This is a genomic window from Serratia nevei (genome assembly GCF_037948395.1).
GTDB lineage: Bacteria > Pseudomonadota > Gammaproteobacteria > Enterobacterales > Enterobacteriaceae > Serratia > Serratia nevei.
This window is the reverse complement of record NZ_CP149940.1, coordinates 4,641,269-4,657,067: the sequence shown is the minus strand read 5'-3', so window position 1 is coordinate 4,657,067 and position 15,799 is coordinate 4,641,269. Positions and strand designations below refer to the sequence as shown.

Here is a 15,799-nt window from a genome sequence, read left to right as displayed (position 1 = left end):
TCAACCGCCCATGCTGCGAGAGCCGGAGTTGGAGGTGGCGCTGCTGCGCTGCATGCTGGTCTGCTTGGCCACGGTCTCGCCGAAGCCGCCGCGGGTCACGGTGTTGGTGACCGCAGGCTTCGGCGCCATGGCGGTTTTCGGCACCGTCATGGTGCGGCCGCCGGCGGTGGCCGGGCCGTAGCTCTTGCCGCTGGCGTCGACAAACTTGCCGTTCGCCGGGCTGGCGGCGTTCTTGGAGGTGAACAGTGGCTGCTGCGCGAAACCGGAGCCGCCCATCAGGCGACCCATCATGTAGCCCGCCATCAGCGGCATCCAGAAGCTGCCGCTGCTTTGCGATTCCGCCGCCATGCCGGCCTGCGCCGGAGCCGGCGCCTGGGTGCACTGCGCTTCGCCGAACTCGGCGACGCAGTCTTCGCGGGTAGCGTATTTCGGCGCGGTTTTCGCCGCTTCTTTCAAGGCGTTGTTGTAGGCGGTGGTGCACTGCTCGCTCATCGAAGGATTGGCGCGCGAACAGTCATCGGCATTCTGATACAGGGAGACCGTTTCATCGCTCTTCTCGCAGCCGGCCAGCATAAAGACAGCGCTGATCGCCAAAGCCACGGGCGCGACACGGTAGCTGCGCCAGGATTTGCGGAACGTCTCTTGGTTGATGTTTTTTGTCCGTTTCATCGTTATCAATCCCATCATGCGGGCTGTTTTCGCCCTTTCCCAGTAGTGGCGCTAAGGATAGGGGAAACATGGTCAAAATTAAAGCTGAAACGCCCGCAGAATCGACTCTTTACGCAGTTATACGTTGGGGTGTGCGCCAGTTCGCTTTCGCGGCGAAAAAACGCGCGTTGGCGTTTCATCATGAAACGTTGTCGCTATGATGATGTTCCATAATGGAACAAAAATCGCGAAGCTCGCCAGGCGGGCGGCGGGCGCTCATAGTCGAAGCACAACAACAAGCCGGCGGCGAAGTCGGCGCGTCATCACCTGATATCTGAACGTTACCATCGCCAACTCCCTACAAGGATCCGGTTATGTTGAGAATCATCCAGTCACCAGGTAAATATATTCAGGGCGCCAATGCGCTGGCCGCCGTCGGCGAATACGTCAAATCCCTCGCCGATCACTACCTGGTGATCGCAGACGACTTCGTGATGCAGCTGGCGGGCGACACCCTGATGGGCAGCCTGCAGCAGCACGGCGTGAAACATCACGCGGCCCGCTTCAACGGCGAATGCTGCCGCAAAGAGATAGACCGGCTCGGCCATGAGTTGCAGGCTCACGGCTGCCGCGGCGTGATCGGCGTCGGCGGCGGCAAGACGCTCGACACCGCCAAGGCCGTGGCGCACTACCAACAGCTGCCGGTGGTGCTTATTCCCACCATCGCCTCCACCGATGCGCCGACCAGCGCGCTGTCGGTCCTCTACACTGAACAGGGCGAATTTGCCGAATACCTGATTTATCCGCGCAACCCGGACATGGTGGTGATGGACAGCGCCATCATCGCCAAAGCGCCGGTGCGCCTGCTGGTGGCCGGCATGGGCGACGCGCTCTCCACCTATTTCGAAGCCCAGGCCTGTTTCGACGCCCAGGCCACCAGCATGGCCGGCGGCAAATCGACGCTGGCGGCGCTCAGCCTGGCGCGGCTGTGTTATGACACGCTGCTGGCGGAAGGGGTAAAAGCCAAACTGGCGGTCGAGGCCGGCGTGGTGACGGAAGCGGTGGAGCGCATCATTGAGGCCAATACCTATCTGAGCGGCATCGGCTTCGAGAGCAGCGGGCTGGCGGCGGCGCATGCCATTCACAACGGTTTTACCGTGCTCGAGGAGTGCCACCACCTGTATCACGGCGAGAAAGTGGCGTTCGGCACCCTGGCACAGCTGGTGCTGCAGAACAGCCCCATGGCGCAGATTGAAACCGTGCTGGCGTTTTGCCATGGCATCGGCCTGCCGATCACGCTGGCGCAGATGGGCGTCACCGGCGATGCGACGGCGAAGATCATGGCGGTGGCCGAGGCCAGCTGCGCCGCCGGCGAAACCATTCACAACATGCCGTTCAAGGTCACCCCAGCGGGCGTGCAGGCGGCGATCCTGACGGCGGATAGGCTGGGCGCCGCCTGGCTGCAGCGTCATTGATACCCTTGGGGCGCGGTGCGCCGCGCCCCTGTTCTTACAGAGGAAACCATCGTGAAAAAACTGATTAATCAGGTCGAGTCGGTGTTGGAAGAGCAGTTGCAGGGGCTGGCGGAGGCCCATCCCGAGCTGTTGGTGCACGCGGATCCGGTGTTCGTGACCCGCGCCGACGCGCCGGTGGCGGGCAAGGTGGCGATCCTGTCCGGCGGCGGCAGCGGCCATGAGCCGATGCACTGCGGTTTCGTCGGCGAAGGGATGCTCGACGGCGCCTGTCCGGGCGAGATTTTTACCTCGCCGACGCCGGATAAAATGTACGAGTGCGGCCAGGCGATCGACGGCGGCGCCGGGGTGTTGCTGCTGATCAAGAACTACACCGGCGACGTGCTCAACTTCGAAACCGCCACCGAGCTGCTGCACGACAGCGGCGTCGCGGTGGCGACGGTGCTGGTGGATGATGACGTGGCGGTCAAAGACAGTCTGTTTACCGCCGGGCGGCGTGGGGTAGCCAACACCGTGCTGATGGAGAAGTTGCTGGGCGCCGCCGCGGCGCGCGGCGACGATCTGGACAGCGTGGTGACGCTGGGGCATCGCATCAATAACCACGGGCATTCGATCGGCATCGCGCTGGGGGCTTGCACCGTGCCGGCCGCCGGCAAGCCGTCGTTCACCCTGGCGGAGAACGAAATGGAGTTCGGCGTCGGCATTCACGGCGAGCCGGGCATTGCGCGCCGCCCGTTCACCACGCTCAACGCGGCGGTGGACGACATGTTCCATACGCTGATCGACCACGGCCACTATCAGCGCACGATCCGCGTCTGGGATCGTCAGCAGGGCGAGTGGCGCGACGAGATGCAAACCAAGCAGCCGCTGACGCGCGGCGATCGGGCGATCGCGCTGGTCAACAACCTGGGCGCCACGCCGCTGTCCGAGCTGTATGGCGTGTACCATCGATTGGCGGAACGCTGCGCCGAGGCGGGCATCATTATCGAACGCAACCTGGTGGGCTCTTATTGCACCTCGCTCGATATGCAGGGCGTGTCCATCACGCTGTTGAACGTGGACGACGAGCTGTTGTCCTTGTGGGATGCGCCGGTGAAAACGCCTGCGCTGCGTTGGGGTTGCTGAGGAGGAATCATGGCGTTGACCAAACAACAGGTTGTCGATTGGCTGATGCGTTGCGGCGAGGTGTTCAGCCGGGAGCGCGATTTTCTGACCCGGTTGGACACCGAGATCGGCGATGCCGACCACGGTTTGAACATGAATCGCGGTTTTAACAAGGTGGTAGAAAAACTGCCGTCGGTGGCAGACAAAGATATCGGCTTCATTCTGAAAAATACCGGCATGACGCTGCTGTCGAGCGTGGGCGGCGCCAGCGGCCCGCTGTTCGGCACCTTCTTCATCCGCGCGGCGCAGGCGGCGAACGCCAAGCAAAGCCTGGATCTGGCGGAGCTGCAGCAGATGATGCAGGAGGGGGTGGAAGGCGTGGTGATGCGCGGTAAGGCGGAGCCGGGCGACAAAACCATGTGCGACGTCTGGTGGCCGGTGGTGGACAGCCTCGGCCAGTCCGCGCAGCAGAATCTGAGCGTGGCGGAGGCGCTGCAGCGCGCCGCCGACAGCGCCGAGCGGGCGGTGGAGAGCACCATCACGATGCAGGCGCGCAAGGGGCGGGCCAGTTACCTGGGCGAGCGCAGCATCGGCCACCAGGATCCCGGCGCCACTTCGGTGATGCTGATGATGAAAACGCTGGCCGAGGTCGCCAGTAGTTAGCTGTAGCAGGAGGCGAGATGATTAATATCGTGGTGGTTTCGCACAGTGCGTTGCTGGCGCGCGGCGTTGAGCAGTTGGCGCGGCAGATGATGCGCGGCGATGGCTGCAAGCTGGCGCTGGCTGCGGGCGTGGATGACGAGGAACACCCGATCGGCACCGACGCGGTCAAAGTGATGGAGGCGATTGAAGCGGTTGCTGACGGCGACGGCGTTCTGGTGCTGATGGATTTGGGCAGTGCGCTGCTCAGCGCGGAAACAGCGCTCGATTTGCTGGACCCGGGCTTGGCCGCCAAAGTGCGGCTGTGTGCGGCGCCGCTGGTCGAAGGCACGCTGGCGGCGGTGGTCGCCGCCAACTCCGGCGCTTCGCTGGAGCAGGTGGTGGCGGAGGCGCAGGGCGCGTTGCAGGCTAAACAGGCGCAGCTAGGCGAAGGCTCGCCGGCCGCGAAAAGCGCGGCTTTGCCGCTGGCGCAGGGTAAAAGCGCAACCTGGACGGTGCAGAACCCGCACGGGCTGCATGCGCGCCCGGCGGCGCGGCTGGTAGAGGCGCTGGCGCCGTTCAAGGCCGAGCTGGTGCTGGAAAAACAGGGGCAGTGCGTCGATCCGCGCAGCCTCAATCAGCTGGCGCTGCTGCAGGTGCGCCACGGCGACACCATTCGCCTGATCGCCGACGGCGCACAGGCGGACGAAGCGCTGGCGGCGTTCAAAGCGCTGGCGGAACAACATTTCGGCGAGACGGTTTCCGAGCGGCAGCAGCCTTCGCTGCACGGTATCCCGGTGGCGGAAAGCGTCACCAGCGGGCCGGTGTTCCAGGCCCACAGCTTCTGGCCGTCAACCGTCGATCGACGGATCGGCGCGGACGAGGTGTTGGGCGAACAGCAACGCCTGCGGGAGGCGCTGCAGCACACCCTGAGCGATCTGAACCGGCTGGCGGAACGTACCGGTACGCTGATCGGCAAGCCGCAGGCGGCGATCTTCGGCGCCCACAGCATGCTGTTGGACGATCCGGATCTGCAGCAGGCGGCTTACACCCGCATTGCGCAACAGCTGTGCTGCGCCGAACAGGCCTGGCGGCAGGTGCTGGAAGCGATCGCCGAAGAGTACCGCGAACTGGATGACGACTACATGCGGGCGCGTGAACTGGACGTGCGCGACATGCTGCGCCGCACGCTGTGCCATCTGCAGGGGCTGCCGCTGCCGGCCATCGCGCTGGCAGAGCCATCGATACTGGTGATGGACGAGCTGATGCCTTCAGAGGTGGTGATGCTCGACAGGCGGCTGGTGCTCGGCATCTGCCTCAGCGGTGGCAATGCCCTGTCGCACAGCGCCATTCTGGCGAAGGCGATGGGCATTCCGATGGTGGTCGGCATGCAGGATTGCCTGAGCAAAACCCGCAGCGGGCAGAAGGCGATGCTGGACGCCGCGCGTGGGGTGTTGCAGCTCAGCCACTAGGCACGCAGCTTGAACTGGCGGATATCGATCCCGTGCTGTTTGATCTTCCGCCACAGGGTGGTGCGGCCGATGCCCAGCAGCTGCGCCATCTCCGTCAGCTGACCCCGGCTGACGGTCGCCGCACGGAGGATCGCCTGGCGCTCCATGTCCGTCAGCGTCAACAGCGGCGCGCCGGGCTGCGGATCGCTCTCCAGCAGCGACGGCTGGCCGAGCAGGTGCGCCGGCAAATCTGCTAACTGGATGTGGTGGCCGTGGCAGATCATCGCCGCGCGCTCCACCACCCCTTTCAGTTCCAAATCGTTGCCCGGCCACAGGTAGAGCGCCAGCTGGGCCATCACTTCGTCATCCACCCGAAAGCGACACTGAAAGTGTTGCTCCAGCGCGCGCAGATGGTGTTTGACCAGCAGCGGAATATCGCTCAGCCGCTGGCGCAGCGGCGGGATCTGGATCTCGAAGGCTTGCAGGCTGTAAAACAGCTGGCGGCGGAAGCGGTTTTGCTGCACCAGCAGCGGCAGATCGGCGGCGCTGCCGGCGATCACCCGCACATCGACCGGGATCACCCGGCTGGAATTGAGGCGGATCACCACGCCGGTTTTCAGCACCTGCAGCAACGCCGACTGCATCTCCGCCGGCAGGTATTCGATCTGTTCGAGGTACAGCGTACCGCCGTTGGCCAATTCGAATTTGCTCAGCTGGCCCGCCTCTTCTTCGCTGGCGTCGCTGCCCAGCAGCTCACGTAACCCCTGTGCCTGCGGCAGCAGCTGGCAGTTGAGGGCGATATACGGCCCGGCGGCGCGTTCGCCGGCGTTGTGGATAGCCTGGCTGAGCCGCTCTTTGCCGACCCCTTCCTCTCCGCGCAGCAGGATTGGATGCTGGCCCTTGGCCGCCTGCTGCCCGTAACGGATCAGCCGCCGCATCTCCAGCGAGGCGGAGGGCATCTGCTCGAAGCTGTGGCTGACTCGCCCCAGCTGGCTGCTGACGTACTGGCGCAGCCGCTCGAGCGGGTGCAGCAGGGCGATGAAACTGCAGCGATCGCCGTCGAAAATCGGCTTGAGCGTCAGCAAGGCGGCGATAAACTGCCGCTGGCTTTCGAAGGTGACTTCGACGTGTTGCAGCGGCTGCCGGTCGGTGATGGCGCGCTTGAGCAGGGCGGGCAGCGTCAGCAGCTGCGCCAGCGGTTTGCCCTGGCTCTGCTGCTCGTCCAGCTTCAACAAGCCGGCGGCGCGTTGGTTAATGTATTGCAGGTAGCCACGGTGATCCCAGGCCATAACGCCGTCGTCCACGCCGTCCAGCAGGCCGTAAAGCTGATTCAGATGGCGGTTGGATTCCGCCAGCAGGCCGTCGGCGTTCAGCGAATTGCCGATTTCGCGGGCGATGGCCAGCGTCAGCGACAGATCGCCGGCGGCGCAGTCGGCCAGCAGGCAGCCCAGCGCGATCGAGCCGCGTTGGCGGCCGCTGTTGTCGTAGACCGGCGTCGCGCAGAACGACCAGCCGTGCAGCGCCCGGCGCACGTGCTCCTCGCCGCTCACTCGCACCGGGTGGCCTTCCGCCGCCGCCAGCGCCGGGGCGTTGGTGCCGATCTGCCCCTCGGCCCAGTAAGCGCCGGGGGCGAACCCCAATGGCTGCAACAGCTCCCAGGTTTTGGCGTCGCCGCAACGCCACAGCATGCAGCCGCTCTCGTCGAGGATCATCAACAGGCAACGCCGTGGCTCCATGTATTCGCAGGCGTCTTCCAGCGCCGCCTGGCCGAGCGTCAGCAGGTCGTTCTTGCGGCGGCAAATCGATTCGAAGGTGGCGCCCTGAGCGCGGTGCGGTGCCTGCCAAACGTCGGGCTGCATCAGGCTGCGGCAGCGTAGCCAGGAGGCGTAAATCGCCTGTGCCGGGCGCAGCGGCGGCGGCAGTTCGCCGTCGTTAATCAAGCGCTGCCAGCGTGAATCGTTGTCCATCGAACCTCATCCAGACTGCGAAAACGAGAGTGACGATGATACCACCTGAGGCAGCGACGGCTGTGAGGCGGCGGGCAGAAGTGGGGAAATCGGGGCAAAAAAAACGGGGTGCGGCGCAGGCCGGACCCCGTGTTTATCAGCGCGCGTGCATCAGTTGCGGAATGGGTTGCCGCTGTTGCGTGCCGGTTGGCTGACGGCCGGTGCCGCAGCGCGTGTGGCGCTTGGTGCCGGCGCTGCGGTTTGCTGCATTGGCGCATTGTCCTGATAACCGTCCGCATAGGCGTCCTGAGCGCGGTTCTGCGGCGCGACGGCGTCAGGCGCGGTCGACACCGGTTTGCCCAGTGCGCCGTTCAGCGTCAGCAGATCGTTCTGGTTCAGCGTGCCGAGCGCCGACTTGATGTTCAGCTGGTTGATCAGATAGGTATAACGCGCGTCGGACAGCTGACGTTTGGCGTTATACAGGGTGGTGGTGGCGTCCAGCACATCGACGATGGTGCGGGTACCGACCTGATAACCGGCTTCCATCGCATCCAGCGAGCTCTGTGCGGAGATCACCGCCTGTTTGTAGGCGTTGATGCTGCTGATCGAGGCATTGACGTTGTTGAACGACGAACGCACGGTCTGCACCACGCTGCGGTGTGAGCTTTCCAACTGCTCACTGGCGCCGACGAAGCCGTACTGCGCCTGTTTCACCTGGGAATTGGTCGCGCCGCCGCTGTACAGCGGCAGGTTGAAGCTGATGCCGACCTTATTTTGGCCCGCATCGGAATCGCTGTAGCGTGCGGCATTCGCGCCTCCGGTGTTGGAGCCGTTGTATTTGGTATTGCTGATGCCGGTTGACGCGCTGACGTCAATCGTCGGCATATAGCCGGTTTGGGCTGCGCGGATTTGCTCGCGCGCCAGATCCTGGCTCAGACGGGCGGACAGCAGGCTCAGGTTACGTGCTTCCGCTTCTTTCAGCAGGTTGTTCACCGCTTCCGGGCGCTGGGTACTGAAGCGATCGGTATTCAGCGAGGCCAGTTCCGGGTAGAAGGCACCGGTCACCTGGCGCAGCGTTTCGAGCGCATTATCCAGATCGTTGCGGGCGGAGACTTCCGCCGCCAGCACGGTGTCATAGTTCGAGCGGGCGTTCTGCACGTCGGTGATCGCCACCAGGCCCACGTTGAAGCGTTGGGTGGTTTGATCCAGCGTGCGGTATACCGCATCTTTCTGCGCCTGGGTATAGGACAGCGTGTCAATGGCTTTCAGCACGTTGAAGTAGGCGGTGGCGGTGTTGAGAATCAGCGATTGCTCTGCGGTCTGGAAGGTGACGTCGGAGATGCCGGCGGTCTTTTCCTGCAGTGTCAGCTGGCGCCATTTCGACATGTCGAAAATAGTTTGCGTCAGCGTCAACGAACCGCTGGTCACGTTGCTGTTAACGCCGTTGCTGTCACGATAACCGTTGGTGTAATCGTAACCTGCGGCTAAACCGAGCTGCGGCAGCAGCGGGCTGCGCGCTTCATTGATCTTTTCGAATGCGGCGTCGCGGTCAGCAGCACTTTTGCGCAGATCCGGGTTACTTTCCCTGGCCTGTTTGTAGACCTGCAGCAGGTTCTCTGCCTGGCTCATTGCACTGAAGCCGCCCAGGCTCAGTCCGATAAGAAGGGGGAGCAGTTTCTTCATTTGCATTCCTTGTTGTGCAGCAATATTGCTATGTTAGCGCTGACGATAGACGAAATAGTTGCCGATTCTAGCAGAGTCTGCGGTACGCATCAGGTGGCTGAATGTGCCATCTCGCGTAACTTTTACCTTTCAGACCGCCCATTTACCTTGGCAAACTGCCCGGGTCGGCTGCAGCTGATATTATGGCTGACAATCCGGATTGTTTCCCACTATTACATGCGAGCGCACAAACGTGCCGCATCCGGCGGCGAAAAACAGCCTAACATAAAGCCGCGGCGGAGAGTCCCGCTGTTTCTGTCATCAAAACCGTTTATTTTATCGGCATACTACGCAGGAGAAATTCGCACATGAACCGTTCGCAGCCGTCACCCGTCACTTTCGATAAAAAAGATGTAGAAATTATTGCACGCGAGACGCTGTACCGTGGTTTTTTTTCACTCAATTTATACCGGTTTCGCCATCGCTTGTTCAATGGTGAAATGAGTCCTGAAATCACGCGTGAAATTTTCGAGCGCGGCCATGCGGCGGTGCTGCTGCCCTACGATCCGGTGCGCGACGAAGTGGTACTGATTGAACAACTGCGCATCGCCGCGGTCGATACCAGTAATTCGCCCTGGCTGCTGGAAATGGTGGCGGGTATGATCGAAACCGGCGAAAGCGTCGAAGACGTGTGCCGCCGCGAAGCGCAGGAAGAGGCCGGCGTGGTGGTCGGGCGCTGCAAGCCGGTGCTGAGCTATCTGGCCAGCCCGGGGGGCACCAGCGAACGTCTGTCGATCATGGTCGGCGAGGTAGACGCCGGCACCGCCGAAGGCATCCATGGCCTGGCGGAAGAACATGAGGATATCCGCGTCCACGTGGTCAGCCGCGAGCAGGCTTACCGCTGGGTGGAGGAGGGCGCGATCGATAACGCCGCATCAGTGATTGCATTGCAATGGCTGGCGTTGCACCATGAATCGTTGAGAAAAGAGTGGGCCAACTAATGAAACAGCGCTATACCCCTGATTTCCCCGAAATGATGAGATTGTGCGAAACCAACTTCGCGCAATTGCGCCGCTTGTTGCCGCGCAACGACGAAGCGGGCGAAACGGTGACTTATCAGGTGAACGGCGCCGGCTATCGTTTGACCATCGTTGAGTCCACGCGTTACACGTCGCTGGTGGAGATCGAGCAGATCTTTCCGGCGGTCAGCTACTGGAGCCTGCCCGCGATGACGGTGCGGCTGTACCATGACGCCATGGTTGCGGAAGTGTGTTCCAGTCAGCAGATCTACCGCTTTAAAGCGCGTTATGATTATCCTAATAAAAAGTTGCATCAACGCGACGAAAAGCATCAAATTAACCAGTTTCTTGCTGATTGGCTGCGCTACTGTTTGGCGCATGGAGCGATGGCGGTTCCGGTTTGTTAGACAGACTGAAATAACAAAGGACACCATTTGGAAAGCCTGTTTAAACTGCCCGTGGCGAGTGGGGCCGCGGTCAGGATTCTACAAATAACAGATACCCACCTTTTTGCCGGCGAACACGAGACGTTGCTCGGCATCAATACCTATCGCAGCTATCACGCGGTGCTGGACGCCATCCAGGCGCAGCGCCGCGATGTCGACTTGATCGTCGCCACGGGAGATTTGGCGCAGGATCATTCGCAGGAGGCGTACCGCCACTTCGCCGCCGGCATCGCGCAACTGCCGGCCCCCTGCGTGTGGCTGCCGGGTAACCACGATTTTCAACCGGCGATGGTCGACGCGTTGGCCGCCGCCGGTATCGCGCCTTCCAAACAGGTGCTGCTGGGCGATAACTGGCAGGTGCTGATGTTGGACAGCCAGGTGTTCGGCGTGCCGCACGGCGAATTGAGCGAATACCAGCTCGAGTGGATGGAGCGCTGCCTGCAGGCTCACCCCGAGCGCTATACGTTGTTGCTGCTGCACCATCATCCGCTGCCTTCCGGCTGTACCTGGCTTGATCAGCACAGCCTGCGCAACCCGCATATGCTGGGTGCGATCTTGCTGCGTTATCCGAAAGTGAATACCGTAGTGTGCGGGCACATTCACCAGGATCTGGATCTGGAATGGCAGGGCCGGCGCCTTTTGGCGACGCCCTCGACCTGCGTGCAATTCAAGCCGCACTGCACGAACTTCACCATCGACGACGTCTCCCCCGGCTGGCGCTACCTCGATCTGTTGCCGGATGGCCGCGTCGAGACGCAGGTGTTCCGCCTGGAAAACGACGATTTCCGCCCCGATATGGACTCGGATGGATACTGATGCCTTCGACATTGCTCTACCTGCACGGTTTCAACAGCTCGCCGCAGTCGGCCAAGGCGGTGGCCTTCAAGGCCTGGCTGGCTGAGCACCATCCCGATATCCAGATGCTGGTGCCGCAGCTGCCGGCTTTTCCGGCGGAGGCCGCCGAGATGCTGGAGAATCTGGTGCTGGAGCGCGCCGGCCAAACGCTCGGGTTGGTCGGCTCTTCGCTCGGCGGCTATTACGCCACCTGGCTGTCGCAGTGTTTTTCGCTGCCGGCGGTGGTGGTCAACCCGGCGGTCAAGCCGTTTGAGCTGCTGGTCGACTATCTCGGCGCCAACGAGAACCCCTACACCGGCCAGCAATATGTGTTAGAGTCTCGTCACGTTTACGATCTGAAAGTGATGCAGATCGATCCCTTGGAGTCGCCGGATTTAATCTGGCTGCTGCAGCAAACGGGCGATGAAATTCTCGATTACGGCCAGGCAGTGGCGTATTACACCGCGTGTCGGCAAACGGTGGAGTCGGGTGGAAACCACGCCTTCGTCGGTTTCGAGCACTACTTCCCCCAGATTGTGGATTTTTTAGGGCTAAACGCGGTCTGACGGACCGTTCCGGCACCTCCCTTTAACCACGAAAAAATAATCAACGATGACTCAATCCAGCTATAACGCTGATGCCATTGAAGTACTCAGCGGTCTAGAACCAGTGCGCCGTCGTCCCGGCATGTATACCGACACGACGCGCCCAAACCACCTCGGCCAAGAGGTGATCGATAACAGCGTCGACGAAGCGTTGGCTGGTCACGCCAAGCGTATCGACGTGATTCTGCACGCCGATCAGTCGCTGGAAGTGATCGACGACGGCCGCGGCATGCCGGTGGACATCCACCCGGAAGAGGGCGTGCCGGCGGTTGAGTTGATCCTGTGCCGGCTGCACGCCGGCGGTAAATTCTCGAATAAAAACTACCAGTTCTCCGGCGGCCTGCACGGCGTTGGCATCTCGGTGGTCAACGCCCTGTCGAAACGGGTGGAAGTCAACGTGCGCCGCGACGGCAACGTCTACGGCATCGCCTTCGAAAACGGCGACAAGGTGCAGGATCTGACGGTGACCGGCACCTGCGGCAAACGCAACACCGGCACCAGCGTGCACTTCTGGCCGGACGAACAGTTCTTCGACAGCCCGCGTTTCTCGGTATCGCGCTTGACTCACCTGCTGAAAGCCAAAGCGGTGCTGTGCCCCGGCGTCGAGATCTATTTCATCGACAAGGTGAACAACACCGAACAGCGCTGGTGCTACCAGGACGGTCTGACCGACTACCTGATGGAAGCGGTCAACGGCCTGATTACCCTGCCGGAAGCGCCGTTCGTCGGCAATTTCGCCGGTGATACCGAAGCGGTGGACTGGGCGCTGCTGTGGCTGCCGGAAGGCGGCGAGCTGCTGACCGAAAGCTACGTCAACCTGATCCCGACCATGCAGGGCGGCACCCACGTCAACGGCCTGCGTCAGGGGCTGCTGGACGCGATGCGCGAGTTCTGCGAATTCCGCAACATCCTGCCGCGCGGCGTGAAGCTGTCGGCGGAGGATATCTGGGATCGCTGCGCCTACGTGCTGTCGGTGAAGATGCAGGATCCGCAGTTCGCCGGGCAGACCAAAGAGCGTCTCTCCTCGCGCCAGTGCGCGGCCTTCGTTTCTGGCGTGGTGAAAGACGCCTTCAGCCTGTGGCTGAACCAGAACGTTCAGGCGGCGGAACAGCTGGCCGAGCTGGCGATCTCCAGCGCCCAGCGCCGTCTGCGCGCCGCCAAGAAAGTGGTGCGCAAGAAGCTGACCAGCGGGCCGGCGCTGCCGGGCAAGCTGGCGGACTGCACCTCGCAGGATCTGGCCATGACCGAACTGTTCCTGGTGGAAGGGGACTCGGCGGGCGGATCGGCCAAGCAGGCGCGCGATCGCGAATATCAGGCGATCATGCCGCTCAAGGGCAAGATCCTGAATACCTGGGAAGTCTCCTCGGACGAAGTGCTGGCCTCGCAGGAAGTGCACGACATTTCCGTGGCGATCGGCATCGATCCGGACAGCGAAGATCTCAGCCAGCTGCGCTACGGCAAAATCTGCATCCTGGCGGATGCGGACTCCGACGGCCTGCACATCGCCACGCTGCTGTGCGCGCTGTTCGTGCGCCACTTCCGTTCGCTGGTGAAAGGCGGCCATGTCTATGTCGCCATGCCGCCGCTGTACCGTATCGATCTCGGTAAAGAGGTGTTCTACGCGCTGGATGAAGAAGAGAAAGCCGGCGTGCTGGAACAGCTGAAGCGCAAGAAGGGCAAGCCGAACGTACAGCGCTTTAAAGGGCTGGGCGAGATGAACCCGCTGCAGCTGCGCGAAACCACCCTCGATCCGAACACTCGCCGTCTGGTGCAACTGACGGTGGCAGAGGATGACGTCGATCAGACGCTGGCGGTGATGGACATGCTGTTGGCCAAGAAGCGTTCGGAAGATCGCCGCAACTGGCTGCAAGACAAGGGCGACATGGCCGAACTGGCGGTCTGAGCCTGACCCTGGCCCGGTGAAACGCTGGGCCTGCTTTCCCGCAGGGCGTTGCATGCGGCGCCCGTCAACCTGGGGCGAACCGCGTGAAGATCACCCTTGAAGAGCTGCTGGCGTTCACGGCGGTGGTCGACAGCGGTTCGGTCACCGCCGCCGCCGATCGGCTCGGCCAAACCACCTCCGGCGTCAGCCGCGCACTCAGCCGTCTGGAAACGAAGCTCGACGCTACGCTCTTGCGCCGCACCACGCGTCGCCTGAGCCTGACCGAAGAAGGGCTGAGCTTCCTGGCGCCTGCGCGCGAAATCCTCCGTTCGGTGGATCAGGCCGAAGAACTCATGGCGCTGCGGCGCCGGCTGCCCGCCGGTCGGCTGCGGGTCAACGCCGCCGCCCCTTTCATGGCGCACGTGCTGGTGCCGATGGTGGCGGAGTTCCGCCGCCGTTATCCGCAGATTGAGCTGGAGCTGGACACCGACGATCGCAATATCGACCTGCTGGAGAAACGCGCCGACATCGCGATCCGCATCGGCGCGCTGCGCGACTCTACGCTGCACGCGCGCCTGCTGGGCAACAGCCGGTTGCGCATTCTCGCCAGCCCGGATTACCTGCAACGGCATGGCGAACCACGCGGCGTGGAGGATCTGCACCGCCATTGCCTGTTGGGATTCACTTATCCGGAGTCGCTGAACCAGTGGCCGCTACGCCACCGGCAGGCGCGGCATTTCGCCATCGAACCGACGATCTCGGCCTCCAGCGGGGAGACGCTGCGTGAATTGGCGCTGCGCGGGGCGGGCATTGTCCAGCTGGCGGACTTTATGACGCGACGCGATCGGGAAGCGGGCAGGCTGGTGCCGCTGCTGGTGCGGGAAACGCTGGACGTGCGTCAACCGATCCACGCGGTGTATTACCACGACGCCCAGCTGGCGGCGCGCCTCACCTGTTTTCTCGACTACGTCAGCGCCCGCCTTGAGGGAGAACCGCCAGAGGCCGCAGAGGGCCTCTGAGGGGATTACAGCGCGTTTTCCAGCACGTAGATCTCGGTACCCAGCACGTAGTCCTTGATGGTCTCGCGGTGCTTGAGCATATGGTCGATCTGCAGGTGTTTTTCCAGATGCGCCTGGCTTTGCCATTTTTCCAGCATAAACACCGAGTCCGGCGACAGTTTCTGCCAGGGGGCCTGGGTGTGGCTGTCTACCATCGGCGTGTATTCGCCGCAGCCTTCTTCCGCCAGCACCAGCGGCACCAGTTTTTCAATGGCTTGTAACACGGTGGCGCGGTGGCCGGGTTTGACTTTGATTTCTGCGATTACGGTGATCATCATTACCTCGTTGGTTAAGCCCTTCGCTGCCAGTTAAGCAAAAATTTCCGCCAGATGCTCGCGATAACGTGCGATGTCCGTTTCGATATCCGGTTGTTTTATCACGTCATTGCAGATAAAGGTCGGTAAGGCTTCCATCCCCAGGAACTGGTTGGCCTTGTGGAAGTGCAGGTAAACGCCGTCGACGCCGACGCCGTGGAAGAACTGGTTCGGATCGGTGAAAGCCTCGAGCGGGGCGTTCCAGGTCAGGCTCAGCAGGTATTTTTTACCCTGAATCAGGCCGCCGGAACCGTACTTCTTGCCGGCGTCGGAGCGGGTGCGGCCATCGCTGGCGTACAGGCTGCCGTGGCCGGCGGTGAACACTTCGTCGATGTATTTTTTCAGGATCCACGGCTCGCCCATCCACCAACCCGGCATCTGATAGATGACCGCATCGGCCCACAGGTATTTCTGCACCTCGGCCTCAATGTCATAGCCGTCGTCGACCACCGTGACCTGCACATCGTGCTGCAGATCGCGCAGGAAGCTTTCCGCCACGTCGCTCAGGGTTTGGTTGAGTTCGCCGTTGGAATGGCCGAATTGCTTTTTAGCGTTGATAATCAGGATATTGCTCATCTTTTGCGGCTCCCGTCAGAGTTAAGATAGATGCCGTTTTCCGCTGCGGTGCGCAAAAACAGCTTGCTGAACGAGAGTGTAATCGTTGGCCAGGCAAGTAAAAACGTGACGGCAGGCACAACAGTGTTGATTCTTAATCAACA

General features: G+C 62.2%; 15 protein-coding genes. 10 read left to right on the top strand and 5 right to left on the bottom strand.

Annotated features, from left to right (window positions below):
- A complete protein-coding gene (locus V8N38_RS22280) occupies nucleotides 1-669 on the bottom strand; it encodes a DUF1190 family protein (protein WP_033644601.1) in 669 nt (222 codons plus the stop codon).
- A 353-nt stretch (nucleotides 670-1,022) separates the two neighbouring features.
- Between V8N38_RS22280 and V8N38_RS22275 the strand changes: the two genes are divergently transcribed.
- Genes V8N38_RS22275 through dhaM form a run of 4 tightly spaced genes read left to right on the top strand, consistent with a single transcriptional unit; the run spans nucleotide 1,023 to nucleotide 5,335 of the window.
- Entirely contained in the window at nucleotides 1,023-2,123 is a 1,101-nt protein-coding gene (locus V8N38_RS22275; RefSeq protein WP_147840350.1) for a glycerol dehydrogenase, read from the top strand.
- 51 nt (nucleotides 2,124-2,174) lie between these two features.
- Nucleotides 2,175-3,245, top strand: coding sequence for a dihydroxyacetone kinase subunit DhaK (dhaK, locus tag V8N38_RS22270; protein ID WP_060424756.1), 1,071 nt, complete (start codon nucleotides 2,175-2,177; stop codon nucleotides 3,243-3,245).
- A gap of 9 nt (nucleotides 3,246-3,254) precedes the next feature.
- Nucleotides 3,255-3,887, top strand: coding sequence for a dihydroxyacetone kinase subunit DhaL (gene dhaL, locus V8N38_RS22265; protein ID WP_070915380.1), 633 nt, complete (start codon nucleotides 3,255-3,257; stop codon nucleotides 3,885-3,887).
- 17 nt (nucleotides 3,888-3,904) lie between these two features.
- Nucleotides 3,905-5,335: a dihydroxyacetone kinase phosphoryl donor subunit DhaM gene (gene dhaM, locus V8N38_RS22260; RefSeq protein WP_147840349.1), complete on the top strand. Its 1,431-nt coding sequence runs from the start codon at nucleotides 3,905-3,907 to the stop codon at nucleotides 5,333-5,335.
- Here the strand turns inward: dhaM and dhaR are convergent.
- Nucleotides 5,332-7,281 carry a dihydroxyacetone kinase operon transcriptional regulator DhaR gene (dhaR, locus tag V8N38_RS22255; protein ID WP_147840348.1) on the bottom strand — a complete coding sequence of 650 codons (1,950 nt, stop codon included), beginning with the start codon at nucleotides 7,279-7,281 and terminating at the stop codon, nucleotides 5,332-5,334. The two genes, dhaM and dhaR, sit on opposite strands and share 4 nt — an antisense overlap.
- Before the next feature lie 150 nt (nucleotides 7,282-7,431).
- Entirely contained in the window at nucleotides 7,432-8,943 is a 1,512-nt protein-coding gene (hasF, locus tag V8N38_RS22250) for a multidrug efflux transporter outer membrane subunit HasF (RefSeq protein WP_147840347.1), read from the bottom strand.
- 347 nt (nucleotides 8,944-9,290) lie between these two features.
- Between hasF and nudF the strand changes: the two genes are divergently transcribed.
- The 6 genes from nudF (at nucleotide 9,291) to V8N38_RS22220 (ending at nucleotide 14,727) form a co-directional block, all read left to right on the top strand.
- On the top strand, nucleotides 9,291-9,923 hold the full coding sequence (gene nudF / locus V8N38_RS22245; protein WP_004937242.1) for an ADP-ribose diphosphatase: 633 nt from the start codon (nucleotides 9,291-9,293) through the stop codon (nucleotides 9,921-9,923).
- Nucleotides 9,923-10,348, top strand: coding sequence for a DUF1249 family protein (locus V8N38_RS22240; protein ID WP_004937244.1), 426 nt, complete (start codon nucleotides 9,923-9,925; stop codon nucleotides 10,346-10,348). The genes nudF and V8N38_RS22240 overlap by 1 nt, the downstream gene beginning before the upstream one ends.
- Nucleotides 10,349-10,375: 27 nt before the next feature.
- A complete protein-coding gene (cpdA, locus tag V8N38_RS22235) occupies nucleotides 10,376-11,203 on the top strand; it encodes a 3',5'-cyclic-AMP phosphodiesterase (protein WP_004937250.1) in 828 nt (275 codons plus the stop codon).
- Nucleotides 11,203-11,787, top strand: coding sequence for an esterase YqiA (yqiA, locus tag V8N38_RS22230; protein WP_038879469.1), 585 nt, complete (start codon nucleotides 11,203-11,205; stop codon nucleotides 11,785-11,787). The genes cpdA and yqiA overlap by 1 nt, the downstream gene beginning before the upstream one ends.
- Before the next feature lie 46 nt (nucleotides 11,788-11,833).
- Entirely contained in the window at nucleotides 11,834-13,729 is a 1,896-nt protein-coding gene (parE, locus tag V8N38_RS22225; RefSeq protein ID WP_025304305.1) for a DNA topoisomerase IV subunit B, read from the top strand.
- 83 nt (nucleotides 13,730-13,812) lie between these two features.
- Complete coding sequence (locus V8N38_RS22220) at nucleotides 13,813-14,727, top strand: LysR substrate-binding domain-containing protein (RefSeq protein ID WP_087763612.1); 915 nt, start codon at nucleotides 13,813-13,815, stop codon at nucleotides 14,725-14,727.
- Between the two features lie 5 nt (nucleotides 14,728-14,732).
- On the opposite strand, the gene V8N38_RS22215 is transcribed toward V8N38_RS22220, so the two are convergent.
- Complete coding sequence (locus V8N38_RS22215; RefSeq protein ID WP_033638602.1) at nucleotides 14,733-15,041, bottom strand: putative quinol monooxygenase; 309 nt, start codon at nucleotides 15,039-15,041, stop codon at nucleotides 14,733-14,735.
- 33 nt (nucleotides 15,042-15,074) lie between these two features.
- Nucleotides 15,075-15,656: an NAD(P)H-dependent oxidoreductase gene (locus tag V8N38_RS22210; RefSeq protein WP_038879461.1), complete on the bottom strand. Its 582-nt coding sequence runs from the start codon at nucleotides 15,654-15,656 to the stop codon at nucleotides 15,075-15,077.
- Nucleotides 15,657-15,799 lie beyond the last annotated feature (143 nt).

Excerpts from the sequence above, each read along its gene's own strand:
- parE (WP_025304305.1), top strand. The coding sequence starts at position 11,834 with ATGACTCAATCCAGCTATAACGCTGATGCCATTGAAGTACTCAGCGGT.
- V8N38_RS22275 (WP_147840350.1), top strand. The coding sequence starts at position 1,023 with ATGTTGAGAATCATCCAGTCACCAGGTAAATATATTCAGGGCGCCAAT.
- nudF (WP_004937242.1), top strand. The coding sequence starts at position 9,291 with ATGAACCGTTCGCAGCCGTCACCCGTCACTTTCGATAAAAAAGATGTA.
- hasF (WP_147840347.1), bottom strand. The coding sequence starts at position 8,943 with ATGAAGAAACTGCTCCCCCTTCTTATCGGACTGAGCCTGGGCGGCTTC.
- dhaR (WP_147840348.1), bottom strand. The coding sequence starts at position 7,281 with ATGGACAACGATTCACGCTGGCAGCGCTTGATTAACGACGGCGAACTG.
- yqiA (WP_038879469.1), top strand. The coding sequence starts at position 11,203 with ATGCCTTCGACATTGCTCTACCTGCACGGTTTCAACAGCTCGCCGCAG.
- V8N38_RS22210 (WP_038879461.1), bottom strand. The coding sequence starts at position 15,656 with ATGAGCAATATCCTGATTATCAACGCTAAAAAGCAATTCGGCCATTCC.
- V8N38_RS22240 (WP_004937244.1), top strand. The coding sequence starts at position 9,923 with ATGAAACAGCGCTATACCCCTGATTTCCCCGAAATGATGAGATTGTGC.
- V8N38_RS22280 (WP_033644601.1), bottom strand. The coding sequence starts at position 669 with ATGAAACGGACAAAAAACATCAACCAAGAGACGTTCCGCAAATCCTGG.
- dhaL (WP_070915380.1), top strand. The coding sequence starts at position 3,255 with ATGGCGTTGACCAAACAACAGGTTGTCGATTGGCTGATGCGTTGCGGC.
- V8N38_RS22215 (WP_033638602.1), bottom strand. The coding sequence starts at position 15,041 with ATGATCACCGTAATCGCAGAAATCAAAGTCAAACCCGGCCACCGCGCC.
- dhaM (WP_147840349.1), top strand. The coding sequence starts at position 3,905 with ATGATTAATATCGTGGTGGTTTCGCACAGTGCGTTGCTGGCGCGCGGC.